Below are 21326 nucleotides of genomic sequence, written 5' to 3' on the forward strand. Positions count from 1 at the left end.
ATCATGAGCATCCTCAATGGCCCGCGACTGAATTTCTGGGGTGGTATCCGCACGGATGTCAGCCTGCCGAACAACTCACCGACCATGCAGTACAACGGCATCAAGAACTGGCCGATCTTCGACCTGACTACCTCGACCCTCGCACCGACTGCCCAGTCCTACACCGATGATCAGTTGAACAGCATGATCAATGCGCCCACGGGCGACTACTACACCGCCGGCGGCTGGAATCATTACGGGCAGCATGTCGTCGACATGCAAAACGCGCTGATCAGTTCTCAGGGCAGCCCGGGCAGCGTCAGTACCACTGGGGATATGGTGGGCCAGCCGGTCTATCTGCTGGGTTCTGTGGACCCGGTGACCGGACAAGGGCCGGTATCGGGCCCGATGATGGTGGACCTCGACCCCACCTCGACAACCACCACCCAGATATTTGTCGGTGGTCTGCAAATCGGTGGCAGTGACAATATCCAATTGCTGATTCGCGCCAATACGGTTTGCAGCAGTCTGGATCTCGGCATGCGGGTGCTGCAGCCACTACCGAAGGAGATGGATGCACCCGGCTCTTGCCGTATCAGTGGCACATTCCAGCTGACCTTTGCGCTGAGCAGTATTGTCAGTTGGAACCAGAACAGCAGCGGTTTGCGATCGATCATCCAGGCACCGGGGGCCACCGGTATCGTCCTGCGCTTCGTGATGTTCGAAATGTGTCCGACGATGACCACTCCCCAGTTGCAAGCCGATTATGCCGCCGGCAGAGACACCCCGAACCCGAGCATTGGCCGGGTCATCGGTACATTGGCTCCGGCTTTCGCAAATGAGCCGCTGAACTGTCAGGTGGGCCGTCAGATCGTCAATCAGGACACGGGCGGCACCGGCTACGCAGACCTGAGCAACCCGGCAATGCTGAGCGTCGACATGGTCAACATCATTCCGAAAGAGACGTTCAGGACCGTCAGGGATGACATCACCAGCCCAATCGGACCTAACGGGAATTACGGTCCTGTGACCCTGGCAGCCGGTACGACCACCCTGACCACACTCGATCCGACCAGCAGTCCACTGCTCGATTATTACGTGTATGGCGGCATTGTCGATCTGCCGCTCGATACAACTCAACAGTCTGCGGTCAGATCCTCAGCGTTGGCCATCAACGCCCCCGGCACGGTCGCCGGGACTACGTTGCAGGCAACAGAGTCCGTCTATCGGATCTATGCAGATCAACGCAGTGTCTATACCGAGGACTACCCACAGGGACTGTCGATTACGCTGCAGGTCCGGTATCTGGGTGCTGCGGTGACCAGGACAACTGAAATCGATCTCACCGCCGCGCCCTCGGGACCGTATTACACGCAACAGCGGTACTGCGACTTCCTTTATTTCCCCCCTGCCCTGACGGTGAGCCCCGGTCAGTTGTCCGTCACGTTCTCCGTCAACGTAAAACCCGCAGCGGCGCCCCTCGCCGGTTTCGTCGCCCTGACCTACACCGTCAACGGTCAGGACAGCGGCACCTATTTCACCAACTTCCGCAAATACGCCCAGACCGACTTCGGCATCCCCAAAGGCACCACCATCACATGGGAACTGATGTATCCGAATGTCCTGCGTTTTCACTACCTGGCCTTCCCCGCCATGTCTCGCTACATCCCGCTGAACCAGCCCGACGCGATCATGGGCGCGAAGAACCCGATCCTCGCCCGAACCTCGGATGCCTATAAAGGCACCACGCTGTTCATGCCGGTTGTGCGGTCGATGTCGCCCTCTCAGCGGGCGTTGTTGCGGGCCTATCTCACGGGCGAGCCGTGGCAACCGCCGCTGTGATCGCGCCCCCCGCCCATGGAGAGAAATCTATGACTGTTGATATTCCTGCGCACCCACGCGAAACCTTGCGCCCCAGCACAATCATCGCCGAAGGTTTGCTGAACCCACGCGGCGCCTGCGTGCAGGCCGATGGCAGCCTGCTGCTGGTCGAAGCCGGTTCAGGCCTGCCAGACCAGACGTTCAGCGGTCGCATCAGCCGACTACGACCGGACCCGCTCAAGCACGGCGCCTGGCTCGCCCGCGAAACCCTGGCACAAGGTTTTCGCGCCATGAACATGCAGGCCCGCATGCTGCGCGATGAAATCATGGGGCTGTCGGACATCGCCTGTGGTGACGGGCGTTGCCTGGTCAGCCAGACCGATTATGTCGAGGGCTCAAAACTGCTGGACCTGCAATACACCCCGCCCGAGCCGGTCTTCCACAGCCGGGGCAATCTGAATGCGCTGTGTTATCACCCGACCCGCCGCAGTTGGCTGGCGGTCAAACCCGATACCAATCAGTTGGTGGAATTCAGCACCGGCGAAGTTGAGCAGGTTCTGGTGCAGTTGCCCGAACTGGACAGGGGCCAGGAAGCCGTCCCCGTCACGTTGGTGTATGAACCGGCGACGGACGCCATACTGATCAGCCTGTTCTCCGGAGAGCTGCAAAGCGACCCGGGCCGCAAAGGCATCGATTTTGCCGATCAGGCCGGCCAGGTAATCCGGGTCTGGCCCGACACCGGCCGGATCGAAGTGCTGATTCGCGGCCTGCAGCTGCCCACCGGGCTGGCGCTGTGTCCGCAAGGGAACGTGCTGGTGCTGGAACTCTGCAGCCACTTGCAACAGCCGTTGCCGCCTGACTGGAATGGCGAGCCCATGCATGGCGGCTTCAGCCGGTTCAGCGGGCGACTGTTGAGTTGCAACCTGCAAACCGCCGAGGTGACTGTGCTTGCCCGCGACCTCGATACCCCGTCCAACCTGTGCCTGTTGCAGGATGCGGTGCTGGTGAGCGAAGGCATGGGGTTGACAGGTCGGCCGCTGCCCACCCCTGACAATAAAGTGGTTGCGTTGAGCGGCAGGTTGCGTCGAGTACAGCTCTGAAAACAGATGAAAAAAGGTGCGGCCCTGTCAAGGACGCACCTTCTGTGTATTGGGTGAGCACAATCTTGCCGATCAATACGCCAGGCACGCTCGCTTCAACGTTTCGCTCGGCAACTCATTGAACAGCGCCCGATAGCTGCTGGAAAACCGCCCCAGATGCCAGAACGACCAGTTCATCGCCACTTCGGCCACTGTGGTTTCTGTCGGCCCGCGTTTGCGCAACTCGCGATGTGCGCTGTTCAACCGTCGCAAGCGCAGCCAGTGGCTCGGCGTCATGCCGGTGAAGTCTTTGAATGCATGCTGCAACTGCCGTAGCGAGACGCCCGCCACCTGAGCCAGTTCCAACAAATTGACAGTCTCTTCCGGCGAATCGGCCGCCCACTCCCCTACTCGCTTCATGATCGTCCGCTCCTCGCTACGACGCTGCAAACCGTCGCGATCCAGGTGCACGCGAGCGTTATCGAGGATAAACAGACAGTCTTCCAGCAACTGCTGAGTCAGCGCTTCTTTACTAGGCGGATCAAGGGTTTGCGTCAACTTCGTGAGCGTCGAGCTTAACCAGCGACTGAACAAGGCGTTCTGTCCGCCGTTCAGCGGCGCCATGAACAATCCCTCGAGTCTCGCCACATCCAGACCGTGCTGACGGACAAATTCCGGGCCAAACACCACGGCGATTTCCTGGTAGTTCTCCGGGGTGATCCAGATGTTGCGGCTCTCTTCGTTGAGCAGATACAGCGCGTTGTCACTACGGTCGAAACAGAACGCCAAGGCACCCGGCGGTGCGCTGAAATTCTGCTCGACGCGGGTGTTCATCTGTTCTTCGTAAACCTGCACGCCCTGCAAATCCAGATAGCGAATCTGCCCGGCGAAATGCCCGGGAGACATCTGCTGGTAATGCTGAACCCAACCCGGCGTGGCGCGGATTTGCTCGGTGACATCAGCGGTATTGAAAGCCTGAACCTGTAGCGGATTGCACGTTGTCATGGGAGACCTTGCGCACTCTTTTGGTGCGCTTTGGTGCTGCTTAAAGTGGATAGATGGAACTGCAAGGCACGCCCAAGATAGTCGTCAACGCGCCACAGGGGAAGGGGCGGAAGATGAAACCCGCCCTCCCCGGCGTCTATAAAACCAATAACGAGGTCTTTATGAATGCCCCTTTCGATCAGCTGTTCACGTGGCTGAAAGATCACAAGATTACCGAAGTTGAATGTGTGGTCAGCGACCTGACCGGCATCGCCCGCGGCAAGATCGCACCGACCAACAAGTTCCTGCATGAGCGAGGCATGCGCCTGCCGGAAAGTGTGCTGCTGCAAACGGTAACCGGGGATTTTGTCGACGACGACATCTACTACGACCTGCTCGATCCTGCCGATATCGACATGGTCTGCAAGCCAGTGGCTGACGCGGTCTACGTGATTCCATGGGCGATCGAGCCGACTGCCATCGTCATCCACGACACCTTCGACAAGTTCGGCAACCCGATCGAACTGTCGCCGCGCAACGTGCTGAAGAAAGTCCTGCAACTCTATACCGACAAAGGCTGGAAGCCGATTGTTGCGCCGGAAATGGAGTTTTACCTGACCCAGCGCTGCGAAGACCCGGACCTGCCGCTCAAGGCGCCATTGGGCCGTTCGGGCCGTGCGGAAAGCGGTCGTCAGTCGTTTTCGATCGACGCCGCCAACGAGTTCGATCCGCTGTTCGAAGACGTCTACGACTGGTGCGAACTGCAAGGTCTGGATCTGGACACACTGATCCACGAAGACGGCCCGGCGCAGATGGAAATCAACTTCCGTCACGGCGACGCACTGGATCTGGCGGACCAGATCACCGTGTTCAAACGCACCCTGCGCGAAGCGGCGCTCAAACACAACGTCACCGCCACTTTCATGGCCAAGCCGATTGGCGACGAGCCCGGCAGCGCCATGCACCTGCATCAGAGTGTGGTGGAAATCGCCACCGGCAAGCCGATCTTCGCCAATGCCGACGGCACGATGAGCGACCTGTTCCGCCATCACATCGGCGGGCTGCAGAAATACATCCCGAAAGTACTGCCAATGTTCGCGCCCAACGTCAACTCGTTCCGCCGCTTCCTGCCGGACACTTCGGCACCGGTGAACGTCGAATGGGGCGAAGAAAACCGTACCGTCGGCTTGCGTGTGCCAACCTCCGGCCCGGAAGCGATGCGCGTGGAAAACCGCTTGCCGGGTGCCGACGCCAACCCGTACCTGGCGATCGCCGCGAGCTTGCTCTGCGGTTACATCGGCATGATCGACAAGGTCGAGCCGAGTGCTGCCGTTGAAGGTCGGGCCTACGAGCGCCGCAATTTGCGCTTGCCGATCACCATCGAAGAAGCGCTGACGCAAATGGAAGAGTGCGACACCGTTGCCCAGTACCTGGGCAGCAAGTTCGTACGCGGTTACGTCGCCGTCAAACGCGCCGAGCACGAAAACTTCAAGCGCGTGATCAGTTCATGGGAACGCGAGTTCCTGCTGCTGAGCGTCTAAACCAATCCGCAAAGCCCCTTCACCCCCTGTGGGAGGGGCTTTTGTGGGAGGGGCTTGATCCCGAAAGCGGTGTGCCAGTCAACAGTAATGTTCAACGTGCCGGCCTCTTCGGGAGCAAGCCCCCTCCCGCAGAGGAACAATGAGCGACCTGAAAATCCAGAACCACCTGAAAAAATCCAATAACTTCAAGAGGTGTCGATATGCGTCTACTGAAATCCATGGTCCCCGCCGCACTGGCGCTGGTGTGCAGCACTGCAGCCCTGGCTCAGCCACAGGTCAGCGTCTACAACTGGACCGACTACATCGGTGAAACCACCCTCGCCGACTTCCAGGCCAAGACCGGGATCAAGGTGATCTACGACGTTTTCGATTCCAACGAAACCCTGGAAGGCAAGCTCCTCGCCGGCCGTACCGGCTACGACGTGGTGGTGCCGTCCAACCACTTTCTCGCCCGTCAGGTGAAGGCCGGCGCGTTCCTCAAGCTGGATCGCGAGCAGCTGCCGAACTGGAAAAACCTCGACCCGAAACTGCTTGCGCTGCTGGAGAAAAACGACCCGCAGAACGCGCACTCGGTGCCGTACCTGTGGGGCACCAACGGCATTGGCTACAACGTCGACAAGGTCAAGCAAGTGCTGGGCATCGATCACATCGATTCCTGGGCGGTGCTGTTCGAGCCGGAAAACATCAAGAAACTCTCGCAGTGCGGCGTGTCGATGATGGACTCGGCCGACGAAGTGTTCCCGGCCATCCTCAACTACATGGGTATGGACCCGCGCAGCGAAAACCCGGAAGACTTCAAAAAGGCTGAAGCCAAGCTGCTGAGCATCCGCCCGTATATCACCTACTTCCACTCCTCCAAATACGTCTCAGACCTGGCCAATGGCGACATCTGCGTGGCCTTCGGTTACTCCGGTGACGTGTTCCAGGCCGCCAACCGCGCCAAGGAAGCCAAGAATGGCGTGAACATCGCCTACGCCATTCCCAAAGAAGGCGCCAACCTGTGGTTCGATCTGTTGGCCGTTCCCACGGATGCGGCCAACGCCAAGGAAGCCCACGCTTTCATTAATTACCTGCTCGATCCACAGGTGATCGCCAAGGTCAGCGCCTCAGTCGGTTACGCCAACCCGAATCCGGCCGCCAAGCAGTACATGGACGTGGCGCTGGTGAGCAACCCAGAGGTTTATCCGTCGCAGGAAGTCCTCGACAAACTGTACATTTCCACCACCCCGCCCCAGTCGATCATGCGTCTGATGACCCGGTCCTGGAGCAAAGTGAAGTCGAACAAATGAATCAGTACACCCAGGAACACGCCCGCTCCTATTACGCAGCTTCGGCGCGGGCAACCACTCCCTACCCCAAGCTGGACGGCGACCTGAGCGTTGATGTCTGCGTGATCGGCGGCGGGTTCACCGGGGTCAACACCGCCATCGAACTCGCTCAGCGCGGGTTGTCGGTGGTGTTGATCGAGGCCCGACGCATCGGCTGGGGCGCCAGCGGGCGCAACGGCGGGCAGTTGATCCGCGGCATCGGCCATGAAGTCGAAGGCTTTGCCCGCTATGTCGGTAATGACGGCGTGCGTTACTTGCAACGCGCCGGCATTGATTCGGTGGAACTGGTGCGCCAACGCATCACTGACCACAACATCGAGTGCGACTTGCGCTGGGGCTTCTGTGAGCTGGCCAACACTCCCGCCCAGTTCGCCGCGTTCAAGGCGGAGCAAGTCAGCCTCGGAGAACTTGGCTACCGCCATGAGACCCGGCTGGTCGGCCCCGAGCAGATTCGCAAGCAAGTGGTCAACGCCGACGTCTACGCCGGTGGTCTGGTGGACATGGGCTCCGGCCATCTGCATCCACTGGACCTGGTGCAGGGTGAAGCGCGCCTGGCGGCGTCCCTCGGCGTGCGAATTTTCGAACAGAGCCCGGTGCAGCAGATCATCCACGGCGAAACCGCCCTGGTGCGCTGCGCCAACGGCACCGTGCGCGCCGGCAGTCTGGTGCTCGGTTGCAACGCGCACCTGGACGAACTCGAACAGCAGCTCAGCGGCAAAGTACTGCCCGCCGGCAGCTACATCATCGCCACCGAGCCGTTGTCCGAGGAGCGCGCCGCGCAACTGATCCCGCACAACCTTGCACTGTGCGACCAGAAAGTCGGCCTCGATTACTACCGGCTCTCGGCAGATCGGCGTCTGTTGTTCGGCGGTGCGTGCCACTACTCCGGTCGCGATCCGGCGGATATCGCCGCCTACATGCGACCGAAGATGCTGAAAGTCTTCCCGCAACTGGCGGATGTGCGCATCGACTATCAGTGGGGCGGCAAGATCGGCATTACCGCCAACCGCTTCCCGCAGGTCGGGCGCCTCAAACAGCAGCCGAACGTGTTCTACGCTCAGGGTTATTCCGGTCACGGCCTGAACGTCACGCACTGGTGCGCCAAGTTGCTGGGCGAGGCAATCCACGCGGGCCACAGTCAGGGCATGGACGTGTTCAGCGCGGTGCCACACATGACTTTCCCCGGTGGCCCGGCCCTGCGTTCGCCGCTGCTGGCACTGGGCATGTTCTGGTATCGGCTGCGTGAGCTGGTGGGTTGACGGCGTAACAGGAATTAATCCTTTCGGTTTGCTCTATCGCAAGGCACTTCTATATTGATGAAGTGCTTTTGCGTTCCTGGCGCTCAGTGCCCAACAAACCGAGGAGGACATGGATGAAGTCGTCAGCCGCCGATGAGCCGCGAGCACCGGGCCAAGCCCCGATCAAGACCCGACGTTTCAGCATTTCACTGGTGTGGATCGTCCCGATCGTGGCGGTGCTGGTCGGCGTTTCGCTGGTGGTGCACAACCTGATGCAGGAAGGCCCGACGATCATCGTCAACTTCAAGACCGGCAGCGGCCTGACCGCCAACAAGACCGAGGTCAAATACCGCAATGTGGTGATCGGTCAGGTGACAGACGTTGAGTTGAGCGGCGATCAGAAAAGCGTCGACGCCACCATCAAACTGTCCAAACAGGCCGAAACCTTCACCCGCGAAGACTCGCAATTCTGGGTCGTGCGCCCCCGCATCGGCGCCGGCGGTGTGTCGGGCATCGACACACTGCTCTCCGGCGACTACATCGGCGCCGACATTGGTCAGGCCGACAACCGCGCCAAACACTTCAAGGGCCTGGAAAATCCACCCCCCATCACCTACGGCGAACCGGGCAAGCGCTTCATGCTTCACGCGCCGGATCTTGGCTCGCTGGACATCGGTTCTCCGGTTTATTACCGCAAGATTCCGGTCGGCCAGGTCGTCACCTACACCCTCAATTCCGAGGGCAAAGGGGTGGATATCGAAGTCTTCATTCACTCGCCGAACGACACGTTCGTCACCGAGAACACCCGGTTCTGGAATGCCAGCGGCATCGATATCAATGTCGGCGCCAATGGCTTTGCGGTGAAGACCGAATCGCTGTCGACCCTGCTAGTGGGCGGCATCGCTTTCCGTGCTCCGGATTACAGCCCCAACGATGTCGCAGCCGCCGATGACAAGGATTTCGAGTTGTTCGCCGACCAGCAGACCGCCCTCGCCCCACCCAACGGCAAGGCGCAATACATGGTGCTGCGTTTCGACCAGTCGCTGCGCGGGCTCAAGGTCGACGCGCCGGTCGAGTTCCTCGGCATGGAGATCGGCCGGGTGGTGGGAATCAACCTGGATTTCGACGCGAAAAAGCGCACCTTTCCGCTTAATGTCGGGATCGTCATTTACCCGCAGCGCCTCGGCCAGGCCTACAAAAAGATGCTGACCGAATTCAAGCATGATCCCAACGACGAAGCCGCCGGCATTCGCCTGCTCGGCACCTTCGTCGATAACGGCCTGCGCGCCCAGGCCCGTAGCGGTAACCTGCTGACCGGACAGCTGTACATCGCGCTGGATTTCTTCCCGAAAGCCGAGAAAGTCGCATTCGATGCAACGGTCCGGCCAGTGATCCTGCCAACCATTCCCGGCAGCCTCGAGCAACTGCAGGAAAAACTCGAGTCGGTGGTCGACAAGCTCAACAAACTGCCGGTCGACAGGATTGCCAGCAACCTCGACAGCAACCTCGTGGAGTTACGCAAAGGCCTGACCCAGTTCAACGCGAAAACCCTGCCGGGCGTGCAGAATACGCTGGCCGACGTGAGCAAGACCTTGCAGTCCGCCAGTTCGACATTGGCCGAAGACTCTCCACAGCGTGAGAAACTGACCGAAACCCTCGACGAACTAGGGCGCATGTCGCGTTCGCTGCGTGAGCTGTCGGATTACCTGGGGCGCCATCCGGAATCGCTGATCCGTGGTCGCCCGGACAACGCTGCACCGCTGGACCTGAAGGGACCACCGCGCAATTGAGCACAGGAGCTACCCCATGGCTTTACCGCTGAAGATCACCGTGCTCGCTGCGTTTTTGCTCCTTGGCGCCTGCCGCAGCGAACCGATCAGCTTTCACACCCTGACCCCGGTGCAGTTGCCCACTTCCCGCGCCGGCACGCAGATTCCCATCGAGGGCATCAGCGTGCCGCCGCAAGTCGACCGCCCGCAAATCGTCATCCGTCAGGGCAACAACGGCCTGGCGATTCTGGAAACTCAATGGTGGGGCGCAAGTCTGGCGGATGAGTTACGCAGTGCGTTAAGCGATCAACTGAGCAATACCGGCAGTCGCGGCAATGTCTCGGTGCGCATCGATGTGCAGCGGTTTGATTCGATCCCCGGCCAATACGGACTGATCGACGTCAAATGGCGCCTGCGTCCGAGCGGTGCGGCGGACAATAGCCTGCTGACGTGCCATTCGACCTTGCAAACACCCTCCGGCCCGAGCATCGATGAGCTGGTGACGGCACAACAGAATAACGTCAGACGCCTGGCGGCACTGATCAATCAGGCGGTGGGCAATTCACGCACTTGTCCGTCGGCAACTTGAGTCGCCGCCGATAGCGTGACGGTGAAACGGCAACCGTTGGGTTCGCGAGTCACCAGTTGGACTTGCCAGCGTTGATGGCTGCAGATCCGCTGCACCAGCGACAACCCCAGTCCAAGCCCTTCACCGCGCTGTTCATCACCGCGCACGAATGGCTGAAACATCGCGTGGCGTTTCTCTTCCGGTATTCCGATACCACTGTCCTCGACCACGAAGCTGTCCTTGAGCAATGACAACCGGACAAAGCCGTGATCGGTGTAGTGCCAGGCATTACGCAAAAGATTGCCCATGACCGACTGCAAAAACGTCAGGTCATAGCGCGTGGTGCCAGCCAGTTGCGGCTCGTAGATAAACTCCAGACCCTTTTCGCGAATCAGTCGCCCCCAGATTTCCACCTGAGCATCGGCAATATCCTTGAGGGTGCAGGTGGCTGCGGTGCCAAGCTCTTCAGGCTTGCGCGCGAGCATCAAAAAGGTCTCGACCAGTTGGCGCATCTCGGCGCTGGCGCGGGCAATGCGTTTGACCTGCGCAGTGGAACGCGGATCAAGCGAAGGGTTGACCAGCAACAGCTCGCAGGAGCTGGCCAGAATCATCAATGGCGTGCGCAGTTCATGGCTCACGTCACTGGTGAAGAGCTTTTCCCGATTCAGGGTTTCTCGTAACCGGCCAAGGGTCTGGTCAAAAGACTGTGCCAACTCCCCTACCTCATCATCGGCATAATCGGGACGCAATGCCGGGGCAACCGCAATCAACTGATCACGATGACGCACCTGCCCCGCCAGGCGAATCACCGGTGCCATGACCTGACGCGCCAACAACCTGCCGAGCGCGACAGCCAACATGACGCTGAGGATGAAGCCGACGATCACCACGACGAACAGCAGGTGCTCCCGCTGTTCAAAGCTTTCCTGATTGCGCAGCAGCACATATTTGCGTCCGCCAACCGCGTCGACCATGGCGTAGAAGTCATCGCCGTTGAGCGATATCTCCTGGAAACCCAAGGGCAGGCTCGCCAATGGCTCCGTCAGCGCCATGGGACCCGGGCCGTTCTCGAAGAAAAACAATTCGCTTTTTTCCGGCTCATGCCGCCATTGGCTGATGTCGTCCATCGCCAGCAACCGGCGCAACCCACCGTTCAGGGCGGTCATGGTCAACTTGTGTTCCACGACATGTACGGTGGCGACAATGCCCATGGCGAACACACCGGCAACCAGAGCGCTCATCAAGGCGAACACAATCACAATTCGATTGGCGAGGCTTTGCTTGAGGTCCATCCGGTTCAATGACTCCAGGGCTGATATCAGAACATAGGCAAGCTTGCGCGCGATGACGTTGCCCAAGGGGCGCAGCTTCGCCTCCATCGCTGCCATTGTTAAGTAGCTCCGATAAACAAAACGCGTATTTGAGTTTGTTTATCAAATAGCCGTTTTAGTTAAAACACGCTGCCCCTCGCAAATTTTTCACATGTTCTTCACTGCCCCGCCACGTGTCTGACCGTAGTGTTCAGCAGCCATTCAAGCAAACCACCGTAAAGTAACTAACCTTCTCGAGCTTACGTTGCACTTTGTGTGCGCTGAATGGAACTCGGGAATGACAAGGGGCAACGTTTTGGTTGAATTAATACAAGTACAATCAGCGTCCAAGCGATGGGATCTGTCTCGTCCGCGCACCTGGGCAATCATTGCTGCCGGTTTGCTGGTGATCGCACTCATTTGCGGCTTCGTCTGGATGCAACGCTCGCCCGCCAATCTGCGCTATGCCAGTGCGTCTGCCACCCAGGAATGGGTGAACGCCTGGCAGGCCGGCGAAGTCGTCGCGCTGGTGCGTCATACCGAGCGTTGCGACCGCTCGACCAATACCTGCCTGGGTCCGGCGGACGGTATCACTCAGGCTGGCAGTGTTGCTGCAGCTGGCGTAGGTCGTGGCTTCACGCAGCTGGGTCTGGAGAAAACCCAGTTCTTCAGCAGCCCGCTGACGCGCACCATGCAGACCGCGCATTACATGCTCGGCCACGATGCAGTCGCCCAGGAATGGCTGGAAACCTGTGGCCCGTCACTGCGCGATGACGTGGTGGCGCACAAGACGCCCGGGCAGAACATGATCCTGGTGACTCACAGTGGCTGCATCGCCGACTTTGAAAGGCAAACCGGTTATCCCCGGGCAGTTGCTGCCGAATATGGCAGCGCTGTTTTAGTCCGGATAGACGCGCAAGGCCAGCTCAAAGTGATTGGCATCATGAATCCCGAAGGCTGGCAACACATGAACAAATAAATAAGCAAGTTTTTTTGCGCAACTTTGCGGTATTGCGCAAACAAGCCTCTGGCCTGCGGGTTGGCGCCTGCCAATTTGTAATAAAACATGTTTTTTAGTTTCAAAAACTGGACATATTCCGTTTTAAAGCTTGTCTTTCCAGAGAGAACTTAGAGCTGGAGGCACGCCAGTTCTCTGAATACAGGAGACGTCCACCGGACGTGCTCGCACCTGCATTCATCCAACCCGGTGACACGCCTGCTACGGAAATCGCCAGGCGCGTCACTGAAACGCACACTTGTACTGCACCAAGGTCCAGTCATGACGTCTGAGAACAAACCGTTGCATCACGCGGCTGTGAATTTGCCACGCCTCCACCAGAGCAGCTTGATCGAGCGTTTTGCGATCCCCGGTCTGGTCTTGGCGTTCGTAGTGTTTTATCTGCTGCCACTGATGACCCACGGCCTGTGGATTCCCGATGAAACCCGGTATGGCCAGATCAGCCAGGAAATGCTGCAGAGCGGCAACTGGGTGGCGCCGCACTTCATGGGCATTCGCTATTTTGAAAAACCGATTGCCGGCTACTGGATGATTGCCATCGGCCAGGCGATTTTCGGCGAGAACCTGTTCGGCGTGCGCATCGCCTCGGCGCTCAGCAGCGGCGTCAGCGTATGGCTGGCGTATCTGCTGGCCCGCCGTCTGTGGAACAACCCACGCATCAGCGCTGCTTGTGCCCTCCTTTATATGAGCTTCGGTTTGATCGCCGGTCAGGCGGGCTATGCCAACCTCGATCCGCAGTTCACGTTGTGGGTCAACCTGAGCCTGGTCGCGATCTGGTTTGCCATCGACAGCCACACCCCGCGCGGTCGCCTGGGGGGCTGGGCGCTGCTCGGACTCGCTTGCGGCATGGGTTTGATGACCAAGGGCTTTCTCGCCCTGATGTTGCCGGTGCTGATCGCCCTCCCCTACATGATCTGGCAGCGGCGTTTTGGCGAACTGGTGCGCTATGGCCTGGTGGCCGTGGCGGTGGCGGCACTGGTCAGCGTGCCGTGGGCCCTGGCCGTAAACGCCCGTGAACCGGACTTCTGGCGTTTCTTCTTCTGGCACGAACACATCCGTCGCTTTGCCGCCGGTGAAGACGCACAGCATGCGCGCCCATGGTGGTTCTATCTGCCGCTGCTGTTTGCTTCCACCTTGCCGTGGGCACTGCTGTTGCCTTCGACGCTGCTGCGCACCTGGCGCGAAAAGCGCGATCCGAAAATCGGCTTCCTGGCCTTGTGGTTTGTATTGCCACTGGCATTTTTCAGCGCAAGCAGCGGCAAACTGCCGACCTACATCATGCCGTGCCTGCTGCCATTGGCCTTGTTGATGGGCCACACGCTGATGGGCTGGCTCGATCGCCAGGACGGCCGGGTCTTGCGGACCAACGGCGTGGTCAATGTGGTGCTGGCCTGTGCCGGACTGGTCGCGCTGATCTATCTGCAGGCGACCCGCGAAGTTTACGAACACACCGAAATGTTCAGCCTGTCGCTGGCCTACATCGTGCTGCTCGGCTGGCTCATCGGCGGCTCGCTGCAGACATTGCGGCCACTGACGCTGTGGGCGATGCCGGCGCTGGGCATTGGCCTGCTCATCGCGCTGCTGCCGGCCGCCATGCCAGCGACCATCGTCAACAGCAAGATGCCGGATCAGTTCATTGCCGAACACCAGCAGGAACTGAGCGCAACCACCTCGTTGCTGAGTAACGACCTGGGGGCAGCGTCTGCGTTGTCCTGGCGCCTGCGCCGCCCGCAGGTGGATCTGTTCAACACCGTTGGCGAACTCAAGTACGGTCTCGATGACCCGGCCATGGCTTCGCGCAAAGTCAGTCTGGACAGTGTCGGGGAGTGGATGACCGAAGCGCGTAAAAAAGGCTCGGTCGGCGTGGTGATGCGGGTCAACAGCACATCGGATGCGCAGCAACTCGAGCTGCTGCCCATCGATGGCAAGCACTACCGCCGTGGCCAACTGGAAATCCTCATCTTCGACCAGAGCCAGCCATGACCCGGAACAACACTGACCGGGGGCCGTTGCTGCTCCTGTTGGCGGCGACTGCCCTGCTGTTATTGCTCGGCCTGGGCAGTCGCGAACTGTGGGGCGCGGAAACCCGCTGGGCCAACATCGCGCTGCAGATGCTGCAAAGCGGTGACTATTTCGACCCGTACCTCAAGGGCAGTCCGTATTACGACAAGCCGCTGCTGTCGTACTGGCTGATCACCGCCACCTCCTGGTTGACCGGTGGGCTGGGGCATTGGTCGCTGCGACTGTCTTCGGTCATTTCGGCGTGGTTCAGCGTGTGGCTGGTGTACCTGCTCGGCGAGCAACTGTTTCGCAAGGGCACCGGACTGATCGCGGGCTGGATGCTGGCGACCACCTTCTATTTCGTGTTCTGGGCGCGGGTGGCCACGGCCGACATCCTCACCGTGTGCGGGATTCTGGCCGCGGTCTGGTGGTACTGGCGCGGGCCGGATGACACGCGCTTTTCGCGTTATCTGGTGTTCTTCGGCTTGCTGTCGCTGACATCGCTGTTCAAGGGACTGATCGGTTTCATCCTGCCCGGGCTGGTGCTGTTGCCGCACCTGGTCAGCGAACATCGCTGGAAACGCCACCTGAACCTGCGCCTGTGCGCCGCCCTGCTGATTGCCGGCGCCTTCTATATGGTGCCGTTCCTGCTGTCGCATCTCTACGGTGCGCCGAACTACGGCGAAAGCGGCCTGGGCCTGGTTCTGCGGGAAAACGTCGTGCGGTTTTTCCAGCCGTTTGATCAATTCGGGCCGATTTACACCTACCTGATCTATCTGCCGGTCTACACCCTGCCCTGGGCGCCGTGCTGGATCATTGCGTTGTGGGTGGCGATCCGCAACTGGCGTGAGATCGAGCCGGACACCCGCTGGCTGATCCTCGGCCTCGGCTTGCTGATGCTGTTTTTCACCGCCAGCGGCAGCCGTCGCAGTTACTACGTGCTGCCACTGGTGCCGTTCGCGCAATTGCTCGGCGCCTGGTGGATCACCCGACGCATGGCCGCGCGCAACTCCGAAGGCCGTGGCTGGAAAATCGGCTTCGGCGTGGCCACCGTTGCCCTGGTTGCGATCCTTGGCGTGCTCTATCCGTGGACCAACAGTGGCGGCGGCGCGATTCCGTTTGGCGACTCGGTACGTCAGCAGGCCAGCCAACAGGCACCGCTCAACCAGTGGCGGATGGTCATGGTCGAGGTCGACAACAAGGTGCCGATGTACCTGCAAACCGGCGGTGCACCGTTCTATTACGTGCAAGAAGGTCAGGACTTTCCGCGCTCGGGAGACACCGCAGCGCTGATGAACTGGCTGGAGCGCACCAGCGGCCAGCATTGGGATCCGCAACGCACGATCATTGTCGCCCAGTACCGCACCGGCGAAACACCGCCGCTGAATTATCTGAGTAGCGACCATCAGGTCATCACCACCACCCCCACCCGCGGCGAGCAGCTCTTTCACGGCCGTGAAGACCAGAGCGTTGCGTACATCCCAAACCCTTCCTGAAAAACCACGTCATCGGGCGCACGGCAATCGTGCGCCTTGTGACGTCGTCGCCTAATCTGAATGACAATGACAAGTATTAACGGTTTGTTTGACGTTTTTTTCTCATTTGCCCCCCTAAATTGCCCTGCGACTTAACACTTGCAAATCATTCGCATTGCATCACGCTGCGAAGGCTTGCCTATAACGTCTTATAAACAGGAGCTCACCGGTCATGCACCCACGTATTGCATCGTTCTTCAAACCCGCTCTGCTGACGACCGCCCTGCTCGTTGCCGGCCACGCAGTGGCTGCTGACGCCGTTGGTATCGTGGTCTACAACGCGCAACACGAAAGCCTGACCAAAGCCTGGGTTGACGGTTTCACCCAGGAAACCGGCATCCCGGTCACGATTCGCAATGGCGACGACACCGAGATGGGCAACCAACTCGTTCAGGAAGGTTCGGCCTCGCCGGCTGACGTGTTCCTCACGGAAAACTCTCCGGCCATGGTGCTGGTCGATAACGCCAGGCTGTTCGCCCCGGTAGCACCGACAACGCTTGAGCAGGTGGATTCGGCTTACCGCCCGGCTCACGGCCAATGGGTCGGCATCGCTGCCCGCTCGACGGTGTTCGTCTACAACCCGGCCAAGCTGGCCGAGAAAGACTTGCCAAAATCCCTGCTCGACCTGGCCAAACCTGACTGGAAAGGTCGCTGGGCCGCCTCGCCTGCCGGTGCCGACTTCCAGGCGATCGTTGCCGCCGTGCTTGAGCAGAAAGGCGAAGCTGCCACGCTGGACTGGCTCAAAGGCATGAAAACCAACGCGACGATCTATCGCGGCAACAGCGCCGTGCTCAAAGCGGTGAATGCCGGCCAGATCGACAGCGGCGTGATCTACCACTATTACAGCTTCGTCGATCAGTCCAAGACCGGCGAAAACAGCAAGAACACCAAACTGCACTACTTCAAACATCAGGACCCGGGTGCGTTCGTGAGCATTTCCGGCGCTGGCGTACTGGCTTCCAGCAAGCATCAGGACGAAGCCCAGCAGTTCGTCAAATACATCACCGGCAAACAGGGCCAGGAAGTCCTGCACACCGGCAATTCGTTTGAGTACGCGGTTGGCAAGGGCGCCCAGTCCAACCCGAAACTGGTACCACTCAAAGACCTCGATGCGCCAAAGGTCGATGCCTCGAAACTCGACAGCAAGAAAGCCGTCGAGCTGATGACTCAGGCCGGACTGCTCTAAGTGATGCCTGAAACCCTGCCGGCGGGGGTGGTTTCGGCCTCCCCCGCCCAGCGCTCACGTGCCACCCGCGCCCTCAATGGTCGCGGGGGATCGTGGGTGGTCGTTCTGGCGATTATCGTTTCCTTGCTGTCGCTGCTGCCGATCGGGTTCGTGATCGGCGTGTCGTGGTATACCGGCTGGGCGACTATCGAAGCCATGGTGTTCCGCCCACGCGTGGCCGAATTATTGATCAACACCGTTTTGCTGGTGCTGATCACCCTGCCTATCTGCGTCGTGCTCGGCACGGCACTGGCCTGGTTGACCGAACGCAGCAATCTGCCCGGGCGCCGCCTCTGGTCGTTGCTCGCGGTTGCGCCGCTGGCGGTCCCGGCGTTCGTCCACAGTTATGCGTGGGTCAGCCTGGTGCCCTCGATTCACGGATTGCCGGCTGGTGTGCTGGTGTCGGTGATTGCGTACTTTCCGTTTCTTTATCTGCCGGTGGCCGCGACGTTGCGTCGTCTCGATCCAGCCATTGAAGACGTTGCCGAATCTCTCGGGCTCAAACCCCGGGCGGTGTTCTTGCGCGTGGTCTTGCCGCAGTTGCGGCTGGCGATTTGTGGGGGCGCACTGTTGGTCGGTCTGCATTTACTGGCCGAATACGGCCTGTACGCGATGATCCGTTTCGACACGTTCACCACGGCGATCTTCGATCAGTTCAAATCGACCTTTAACGGCCCGGCCGCGAACATGCTCGCCGGGGTGTTAGCGCTCTGCTGCCTGGCCATGCTAAGCGCCGAGTCTACTGCGCGTGGCCAGGCGCGCTACGCCCGGGTTGGCTCGGGCAGCGCCCGTGAACAGCGCACGGTGCGCTTGAGTCGCGGTGCGATCGTCCTCGGCCTCGGCCTGCAAATCGTCACCTGCCTGCTGGCCCTCGGCGTGCCGCTGCTGACGCTGGGCCGCTGGTTGATGGCCGGTGGCGTAGAGGTCTGGGAAGGTGGCGAGTGGCTGCCGGCCTTGCTGCAGACGCTTGCATTGGGTGTCGCGGGGGCGCTGTTGACCACTGTGGCGGCGATCCCCATTGCCTGGCTGTCGATCCGTGCTCCCGGCCGATTGCAGCGCTTGCTCGAAGGCTGCAATTACATCACCAGTTCGCTGCCCGGCATTGTTGTGGCGCTGGCTTTGGTGACGGTCACCATTCACTTCGCCCGCCCGATCTACCAGACCACCATCACCGTGCTGCTGGCATACCTACTGATGTTTCTGCCACGCGCGCTGGTCAGCTTGCGCGCCGGTTTCGCGCAAGCGCCGGTAGAGCTGGAAAACATCGCGCAAAGCCTCGGCCGCTCACCCGTGCGCGCCCTGTGGCTGATCACCCTGCGCCTGGCTGCGCCGGGTGCGGCTGCCGGTGCAGCACTGGTGTTTCTGGCGATCACCAATGAATTGACCGCCACCCTGTTGCTCGCGCCTAACGGCACGCGCACCCTGGCCACCGGTTTCTGGGCCATGACCAGCGAAATCGACTACGCCGCCGCAGCGCCTTACGCCCTGCTGATGATCGTGCTCTCGCTGCCGTTGACGGCCATTCTCTATCACCAATCAAGACGTACGGCTGGCCGATGAACGCTCTCGAAATCACCTCACTCAGCAAAGCCTTCGGTGCCCAGACTGCTCTGGATGACATCTGCCTGTCGGTGCCGTCGGGCAGCCGCACGGTCATCGTCGGGCCGTCGGGCTCCGGTAAAACCACCTTGTTGCGAATGATTGCCGGGTTCGAATTCCCCGATGCCGGCAGCCTGTCGCTCAACGGCGAAGTGCTGGTCGACAGCAGCCACGCGGTGCCGGCCTATCAACGCCAGATCGGCTATGTGCCGCAGGATGGCGCGCTGTTTCCGCACATGACCGTCGCCGCCAACATCGGCTTCGGCCTGACGCAAAACGGCACCGCGAGAAACCAGCGCATCCTTGAGTTGATGGACAGCGTAGCGCTGGACGCCAACATGGCGACGCGTTGGCCTCACGAGTTGTCCGGCGGCCAGCAGCAACGTGTCTCGCTGGCGCGGGCTCTGGCGCAACAACCTCGTCTGATGCTGCTCGACGAGCCGTTTTCAGCGCTCGACACCGGTTTGCGCGGGGCCATGCGCAAAATGGTTGCGCGGCTGCTGGAGAACGCCGGGGTGACCACCATTCTGGTCACCCATGACCAAAGCGAAGCGCTGTCGTTTGCCGACCAGTTGGCGGTGATGCGCGGCGGCCGGCTGGTGCAGTCCGGGCACCCGATGGACCTTTATCGTTATCCGAGCGATGAACAGACGGCGCATTTCCTCGGTGAAGCCGTGGTCATGCCAGCGCGGATCGAGTCCGGCTGGGCGCATTGCGATCTCGGGCGTGTGGCCGTCAACACCAACGGTTTTGCCGGCAGCGCGCAGATCATGCTGCGGCCCGAGCAACTGCAAATAACCGATGCGCCTGCCGACACCCAAGGCTGCCATGCGGTCGTGACCGAGCGGGATTTTGGTGGCAATACCTGCACCCTGACCGTCGAACTGCGCCCGCAGACTGCACAGGATGCCGGGCGCTCGCTGTTGGTGCGCAGCACCGGCATGCATGCGCCACCAGCCGGTAGCGCCGTGCAGTTGTCGATTCTCGGTGCCGCGCACGTTTTTGACATGCGCTGATCAGAGGTCGAAACGGTCCACCGCCCGCCGGCGTTCGTTGTCATCACGGACGTCGTAATTGGCCGTCGTCTGGATGTTGCTGTGGTGCGCGAGTTTCTGCGCGATCGACAGATCGTGCTCCTCGATCACCCGGGTGATGAACGAGCGGCGGAAGTCGTGAGGCATGATCTTCACCCCGACCTGTGTGCCGCGCTGGCGGGCGATGTAGTAGATCGCATGCTTGGTGATGCGCTCGCGGGTGATGTGGCTGCCACGGCGAATACGGTTGAACAGGAAGGCATCATCGCTCTCGCCTTCCTTGAGCTGCGAACGACGCAACTCAAGCCAGGCATCGAGTTTGGCGAAGGCCCAGGCCGGGGCGTACTTGATCAACTGCTTGTTGCCCTTGGCGGTCACGCACAGGCTGCGCTCGCTGAAATCGACCTGATTCAGGTCCAGATCCACTGACTCCGACTTGCGCATGCCGGTGCCGTACAGCAGCGCAATCACTGCGGCGTCGCGCAAGCCCTGCGGGCGCGGATCAGCGGCGCAGACCTCCATCAACTCGTGAATCAACGTGCGTTTGAGATTGCGACCCTGCGACAACCGGGTGCCGGCGATGCCTTTTACGGAGCGCATTTTCAGCAGGTGTTCCTGACTGATCAGGCTCATGCGCCACGCCTCATTCATAACCCCACGCACGGCGTTTACATAGAGTGATGAGGTATTGGGCGCGTAGTTGTCTTCGCGCAAAGCCGCGACTAAGGCCACGACATCTTCCGGTTGCAAGGCGTGCCACGGGATCTCTTCGACATTCATGTCTTCGAAGCCCAAACGGTCGGCAGCGTCTTGTAAAACGTAACGCATGGTGAGTTGGCTGGAAGGTGCCAAACGCGCCAGATACAGGGACATAGGGTTGGTTTTCGGGGTAACGGCAGGTAAAGCGGGTAAGTCAATCAAACGAAAGGCCTTGATTAAAAACTGTTCAACACAACAACTAACAACTGCAATCTACTTAATATAAAACACGTGTGACTCTGTCGGACTTTGCAAAAAAGCGCCGCGATAAGCGCTGCAAGCCTGAACAGTGGCTGTATGAAGGGGAGATAAATGATTCACCGACCGGTTTTTCATATTCCTTTCACAAAATCGGGAATAACCTTGGGCCCGACCGATCCTCAGCCGATATCGCCCAACCTGCCGGGCAACGCCTGAAAAGTCAACCAGCTCCCGACGTCCTGTCTTTTAGGCAAACGCTTGATGCAAAACCTTTTTTTGCGTCTACTCTGGAATTGGATCCGATGAAAATCAGAAGGATCTGTCCATCATTATCCGT

16 protein-coding genes are annotated in these 21326 nt (G+C 60.0%); 13 read left to right on the plus strand and 3 right to left on the minus strand.

The genetic code is table 11. The features are described from left to right. Positions 1-3 precede the first annotated feature (3 nt). Together QMK55_RS27530 and QMK55_RS27535 are read left to right on the plus strand one after the other, a co-directional pair. Complete coding sequence (locus QMK55_RS27530; RefSeq protein WP_320328230.1) at positions 4-1821, plus strand: hypothetical protein; 1818 nt, start codon at positions 4-6, stop codon at positions 1819-1821. A gap of 29 nt (positions 1822-1850) precedes the next feature. Then, positions 1851-2900 carry a hypothetical protein gene (locus QMK55_RS27535; protein WP_320328231.1) on the plus strand — a complete coding sequence of 350 codons (1050 nt, stop codon included), beginning with the start codon at positions 1851-1853 and terminating at the stop codon, positions 2898-2900. A 72-nt stretch (positions 2901-2972) separates the two neighbouring features. On the opposite strand, the gene QMK55_RS27540 is transcribed toward QMK55_RS27535, so the two are convergent. Beyond that, on the minus strand, positions 2973-3884 hold the full coding sequence (locus QMK55_RS27540) for a helix-turn-helix domain-containing protein (protein ID WP_102355988.1): 912 nt from the start codon (positions 3882-3884) through the stop codon (positions 2973-2975). A gap of 161 nt (positions 3885-4045) precedes the next feature. On the opposite strand from QMK55_RS27540, the gene QMK55_RS27545 reads away from it, so the two are divergent. The 5 genes from QMK55_RS27545 to QMK55_RS27565 all read left to right on the plus strand — a co-directional run bounded on the left by QMK55_RS27545 (position 4046) and on the right by QMK55_RS27565 (position 10328). Then, a complete protein-coding gene (locus QMK55_RS27545) occupies positions 4046-5404 on the plus strand; it encodes a glutamine synthetase family protein (protein WP_102355987.1) in 1359 nt (452 codons plus the stop codon). 200 nt (positions 5405-5604) lie between these two features. After that, entirely contained in the window at positions 5605-6693 is a 1089-nt protein-coding gene (locus tag QMK55_RS27550; RefSeq protein ID WP_102355986.1) for a polyamine ABC transporter substrate-binding protein, read from the plus strand. Continuing rightward, entirely contained in the window at positions 6690-7991 is a 1302-nt protein-coding gene (locus QMK55_RS27555; protein WP_320328232.1) for an FAD-binding oxidoreductase, read from the plus strand. Before QMK55_RS27550 ends, QMK55_RS27555 begins: the two co-directional genes overlap by 4 nt. A 113-nt stretch (positions 7992-8104) precedes the next feature. Continuing rightward, positions 8105-9760 carry an intermembrane transport protein PqiB gene (locus QMK55_RS27560; RefSeq protein ID WP_102355984.1) on the plus strand — a complete coding sequence of 552 codons (1656 nt, stop codon included), beginning with the start codon at positions 8105-8107 and terminating at the stop codon, positions 9758-9760. Positions 9761-9776: 16 nt separating this feature from the next. Then, positions 9777-10328, plus strand: a complete 552-nt coding sequence (locus QMK55_RS27565; RefSeq protein ID WP_102355983.1) for a membrane integrity-associated transporter subunit PqiC — start codon at positions 9777-9779, stop codon at positions 10326-10328. Here QMK55_RS27565 and QMK55_RS27570 read toward each other — a convergent pair. Further along, entirely contained in the window at positions 10286-11599 is a 1314-nt protein-coding gene (locus tag QMK55_RS27570; RefSeq protein WP_320328233.1) for a HAMP domain-containing sensor histidine kinase, read from the minus strand. The two genes, QMK55_RS27565 and QMK55_RS27570, sit on opposite strands and share 43 nt — an antisense overlap. Positions 11600-11915: 316 nt before the next feature. On the opposite strand from QMK55_RS27570, the gene QMK55_RS27575 reads away from it, so the two are divergent. From QMK55_RS27575 to QMK55_RS27600, 6 genes are all read left to right on the plus strand, one after another. After that, positions 11916-12596 (plus strand): histidine phosphatase family protein, encoded by a 681-nt coding sequence (locus QMK55_RS27575; protein ID WP_413787262.1) that lies wholly within the window; start codon positions 11916-11918, stop codon positions 12594-12596. 300 nt (positions 12597-12896) lie between these two features. After that, entirely contained in the window at positions 12897-14618 is a 1722-nt protein-coding gene (arnT, locus tag QMK55_RS27580) for a lipid IV(A) 4-amino-4-deoxy-L-arabinosyltransferase (protein ID WP_320328235.1), read from the plus strand. Next, positions 14615-16132: an ArnT family glycosyltransferase gene (locus QMK55_RS27585; protein WP_102355980.1), complete on the plus strand. Its 1518-nt coding sequence runs from the start codon at positions 14615-14617 to the stop codon at positions 16130-16132. The genes arnT and QMK55_RS27585 overlap by 4 nt, the downstream gene beginning before the upstream one ends. A 211-nt stretch (positions 16133-16343) precedes the next feature. Next, entirely contained in the window at positions 16344-17357 is a 1014-nt protein-coding gene (locus QMK55_RS27590; protein WP_320328236.1) for an iron ABC transporter substrate-binding protein, read from the plus strand. Between the two features lie 3 nt (positions 17358-17360). Then, positions 17361-18956, plus strand: coding sequence for an iron ABC transporter permease (locus QMK55_RS27595; RefSeq protein ID WP_320328237.1), 1596 nt, complete (start codon positions 17361-17363; stop codon positions 18954-18956). Continuing rightward, entirely contained in the window at positions 18953-20011 is a 1059-nt protein-coding gene (locus QMK55_RS27600) for an ABC transporter ATP-binding protein (RefSeq protein WP_102355978.1), read from the plus strand. Before QMK55_RS27595 ends, QMK55_RS27600 begins: the two co-directional genes overlap by 4 nt. On the opposite strand, the gene xerC is transcribed toward QMK55_RS27600, so the two are convergent. Then, positions 20012-20902, minus strand: a complete 891-nt coding sequence (gene xerC, locus QMK55_RS27605) for a tyrosine recombinase XerC (RefSeq protein ID WP_320328238.1) — start codon at positions 20900-20902, stop codon at positions 20012-20014. Between the last annotated feature and the right edge of the window lie 424 nt (positions 20903-21326).

The sequence above is a fragment of the Pseudomonas sp. P8_229 genome, from assembly GCF_034008635.1.
In the GTDB taxonomy this organism is placed as follows: Bacteria; Pseudomonadota; Gammaproteobacteria; order Pseudomonadales; family Pseudomonadaceae; genus Aquipseudomonas.

Excerpts from the sequence above, each read along its gene's own strand:
- QMK55_RS27530 (WP_320328230.1), top strand. The coding sequence starts at position 4 with ATGAGCATCCTCAATGGCCCGCGACTGAATTTCTGGGGTGGTATCCGC.
- QMK55_RS27535 (WP_320328231.1), top strand. The coding sequence starts at position 1,851 with ATGACTGTTGATATTCCTGCGCACCCACGCGAAACCTTGCGCCCCAGC.
- QMK55_RS27540 (WP_102355988.1), bottom strand. The coding sequence starts at position 3,884 with ATGACAACGTGCAATCCGCTACAGGTTCAGGCTTTCAATACCGCTGAT.
- QMK55_RS27545 (WP_102355987.1), top strand. The coding sequence starts at position 4,046 with ATGAATGCCCCTTTCGATCAGCTGTTCACGTGGCTGAAAGATCACAAG.
- QMK55_RS27550 (WP_102355986.1), top strand. The coding sequence starts at position 5,605 with ATGCGTCTACTGAAATCCATGGTCCCCGCCGCACTGGCGCTGGTGTGC.
- QMK55_RS27555 (WP_320328232.1), top strand. The coding sequence starts at position 6,690 with ATGAATCAGTACACCCAGGAACACGCCCGCTCCTATTACGCAGCTTCG.
- QMK55_RS27560 (WP_102355984.1), top strand. The coding sequence starts at position 8,105 with ATGAAGTCGTCAGCCGCCGATGAGCCGCGAGCACCGGGCCAAGCCCCG.
- QMK55_RS27565 (WP_102355983.1), top strand. The coding sequence starts at position 9,777 with ATGGCTTTACCGCTGAAGATCACCGTGCTCGCTGCGTTTTTGCTCCTT.
- QMK55_RS27570 (WP_320328233.1), bottom strand. The coding sequence starts at position 11,599 with ATGGACCTCAAGCAAAGCCTCGCCAATCGAATTGTGATTGTGTTCGCC.
- QMK55_RS27575 (WP_413787262.1), top strand. The coding sequence starts at position 11,916 with ATGACAAGGGGCAACGTTTTGGTTGAATTAATACAAGTACAATCAGCG.
- arnT (WP_320328235.1), top strand. The coding sequence starts at position 12,897 with ATGACGTCTGAGAACAAACCGTTGCATCACGCGGCTGTGAATTTGCCA.
- QMK55_RS27585 (WP_102355980.1), top strand. The coding sequence starts at position 14,615 with ATGACCCGGAACAACACTGACCGGGGGCCGTTGCTGCTCCTGTTGGCG.
- QMK55_RS27590 (WP_320328236.1), top strand. The coding sequence starts at position 16,344 with ATGCACCCACGTATTGCATCGTTCTTCAAACCCGCTCTGCTGACGACC.
- QMK55_RS27595 (WP_320328237.1), top strand. The coding sequence starts at position 17,361 with ATGCCTGAAACCCTGCCGGCGGGGGTGGTTTCGGCCTCCCCCGCCCAG.
- QMK55_RS27600 (WP_102355978.1), top strand. The coding sequence starts at position 18,953 with ATGAACGCTCTCGAAATCACCTCACTCAGCAAAGCCTTCGGTGCCCAG.
- xerC (WP_320328238.1), bottom strand. The coding sequence starts at position 20,902 with ATGTCCCTGTATCTGGCGCGTTTGGCACCTTCCAGCCAACTCACCATG.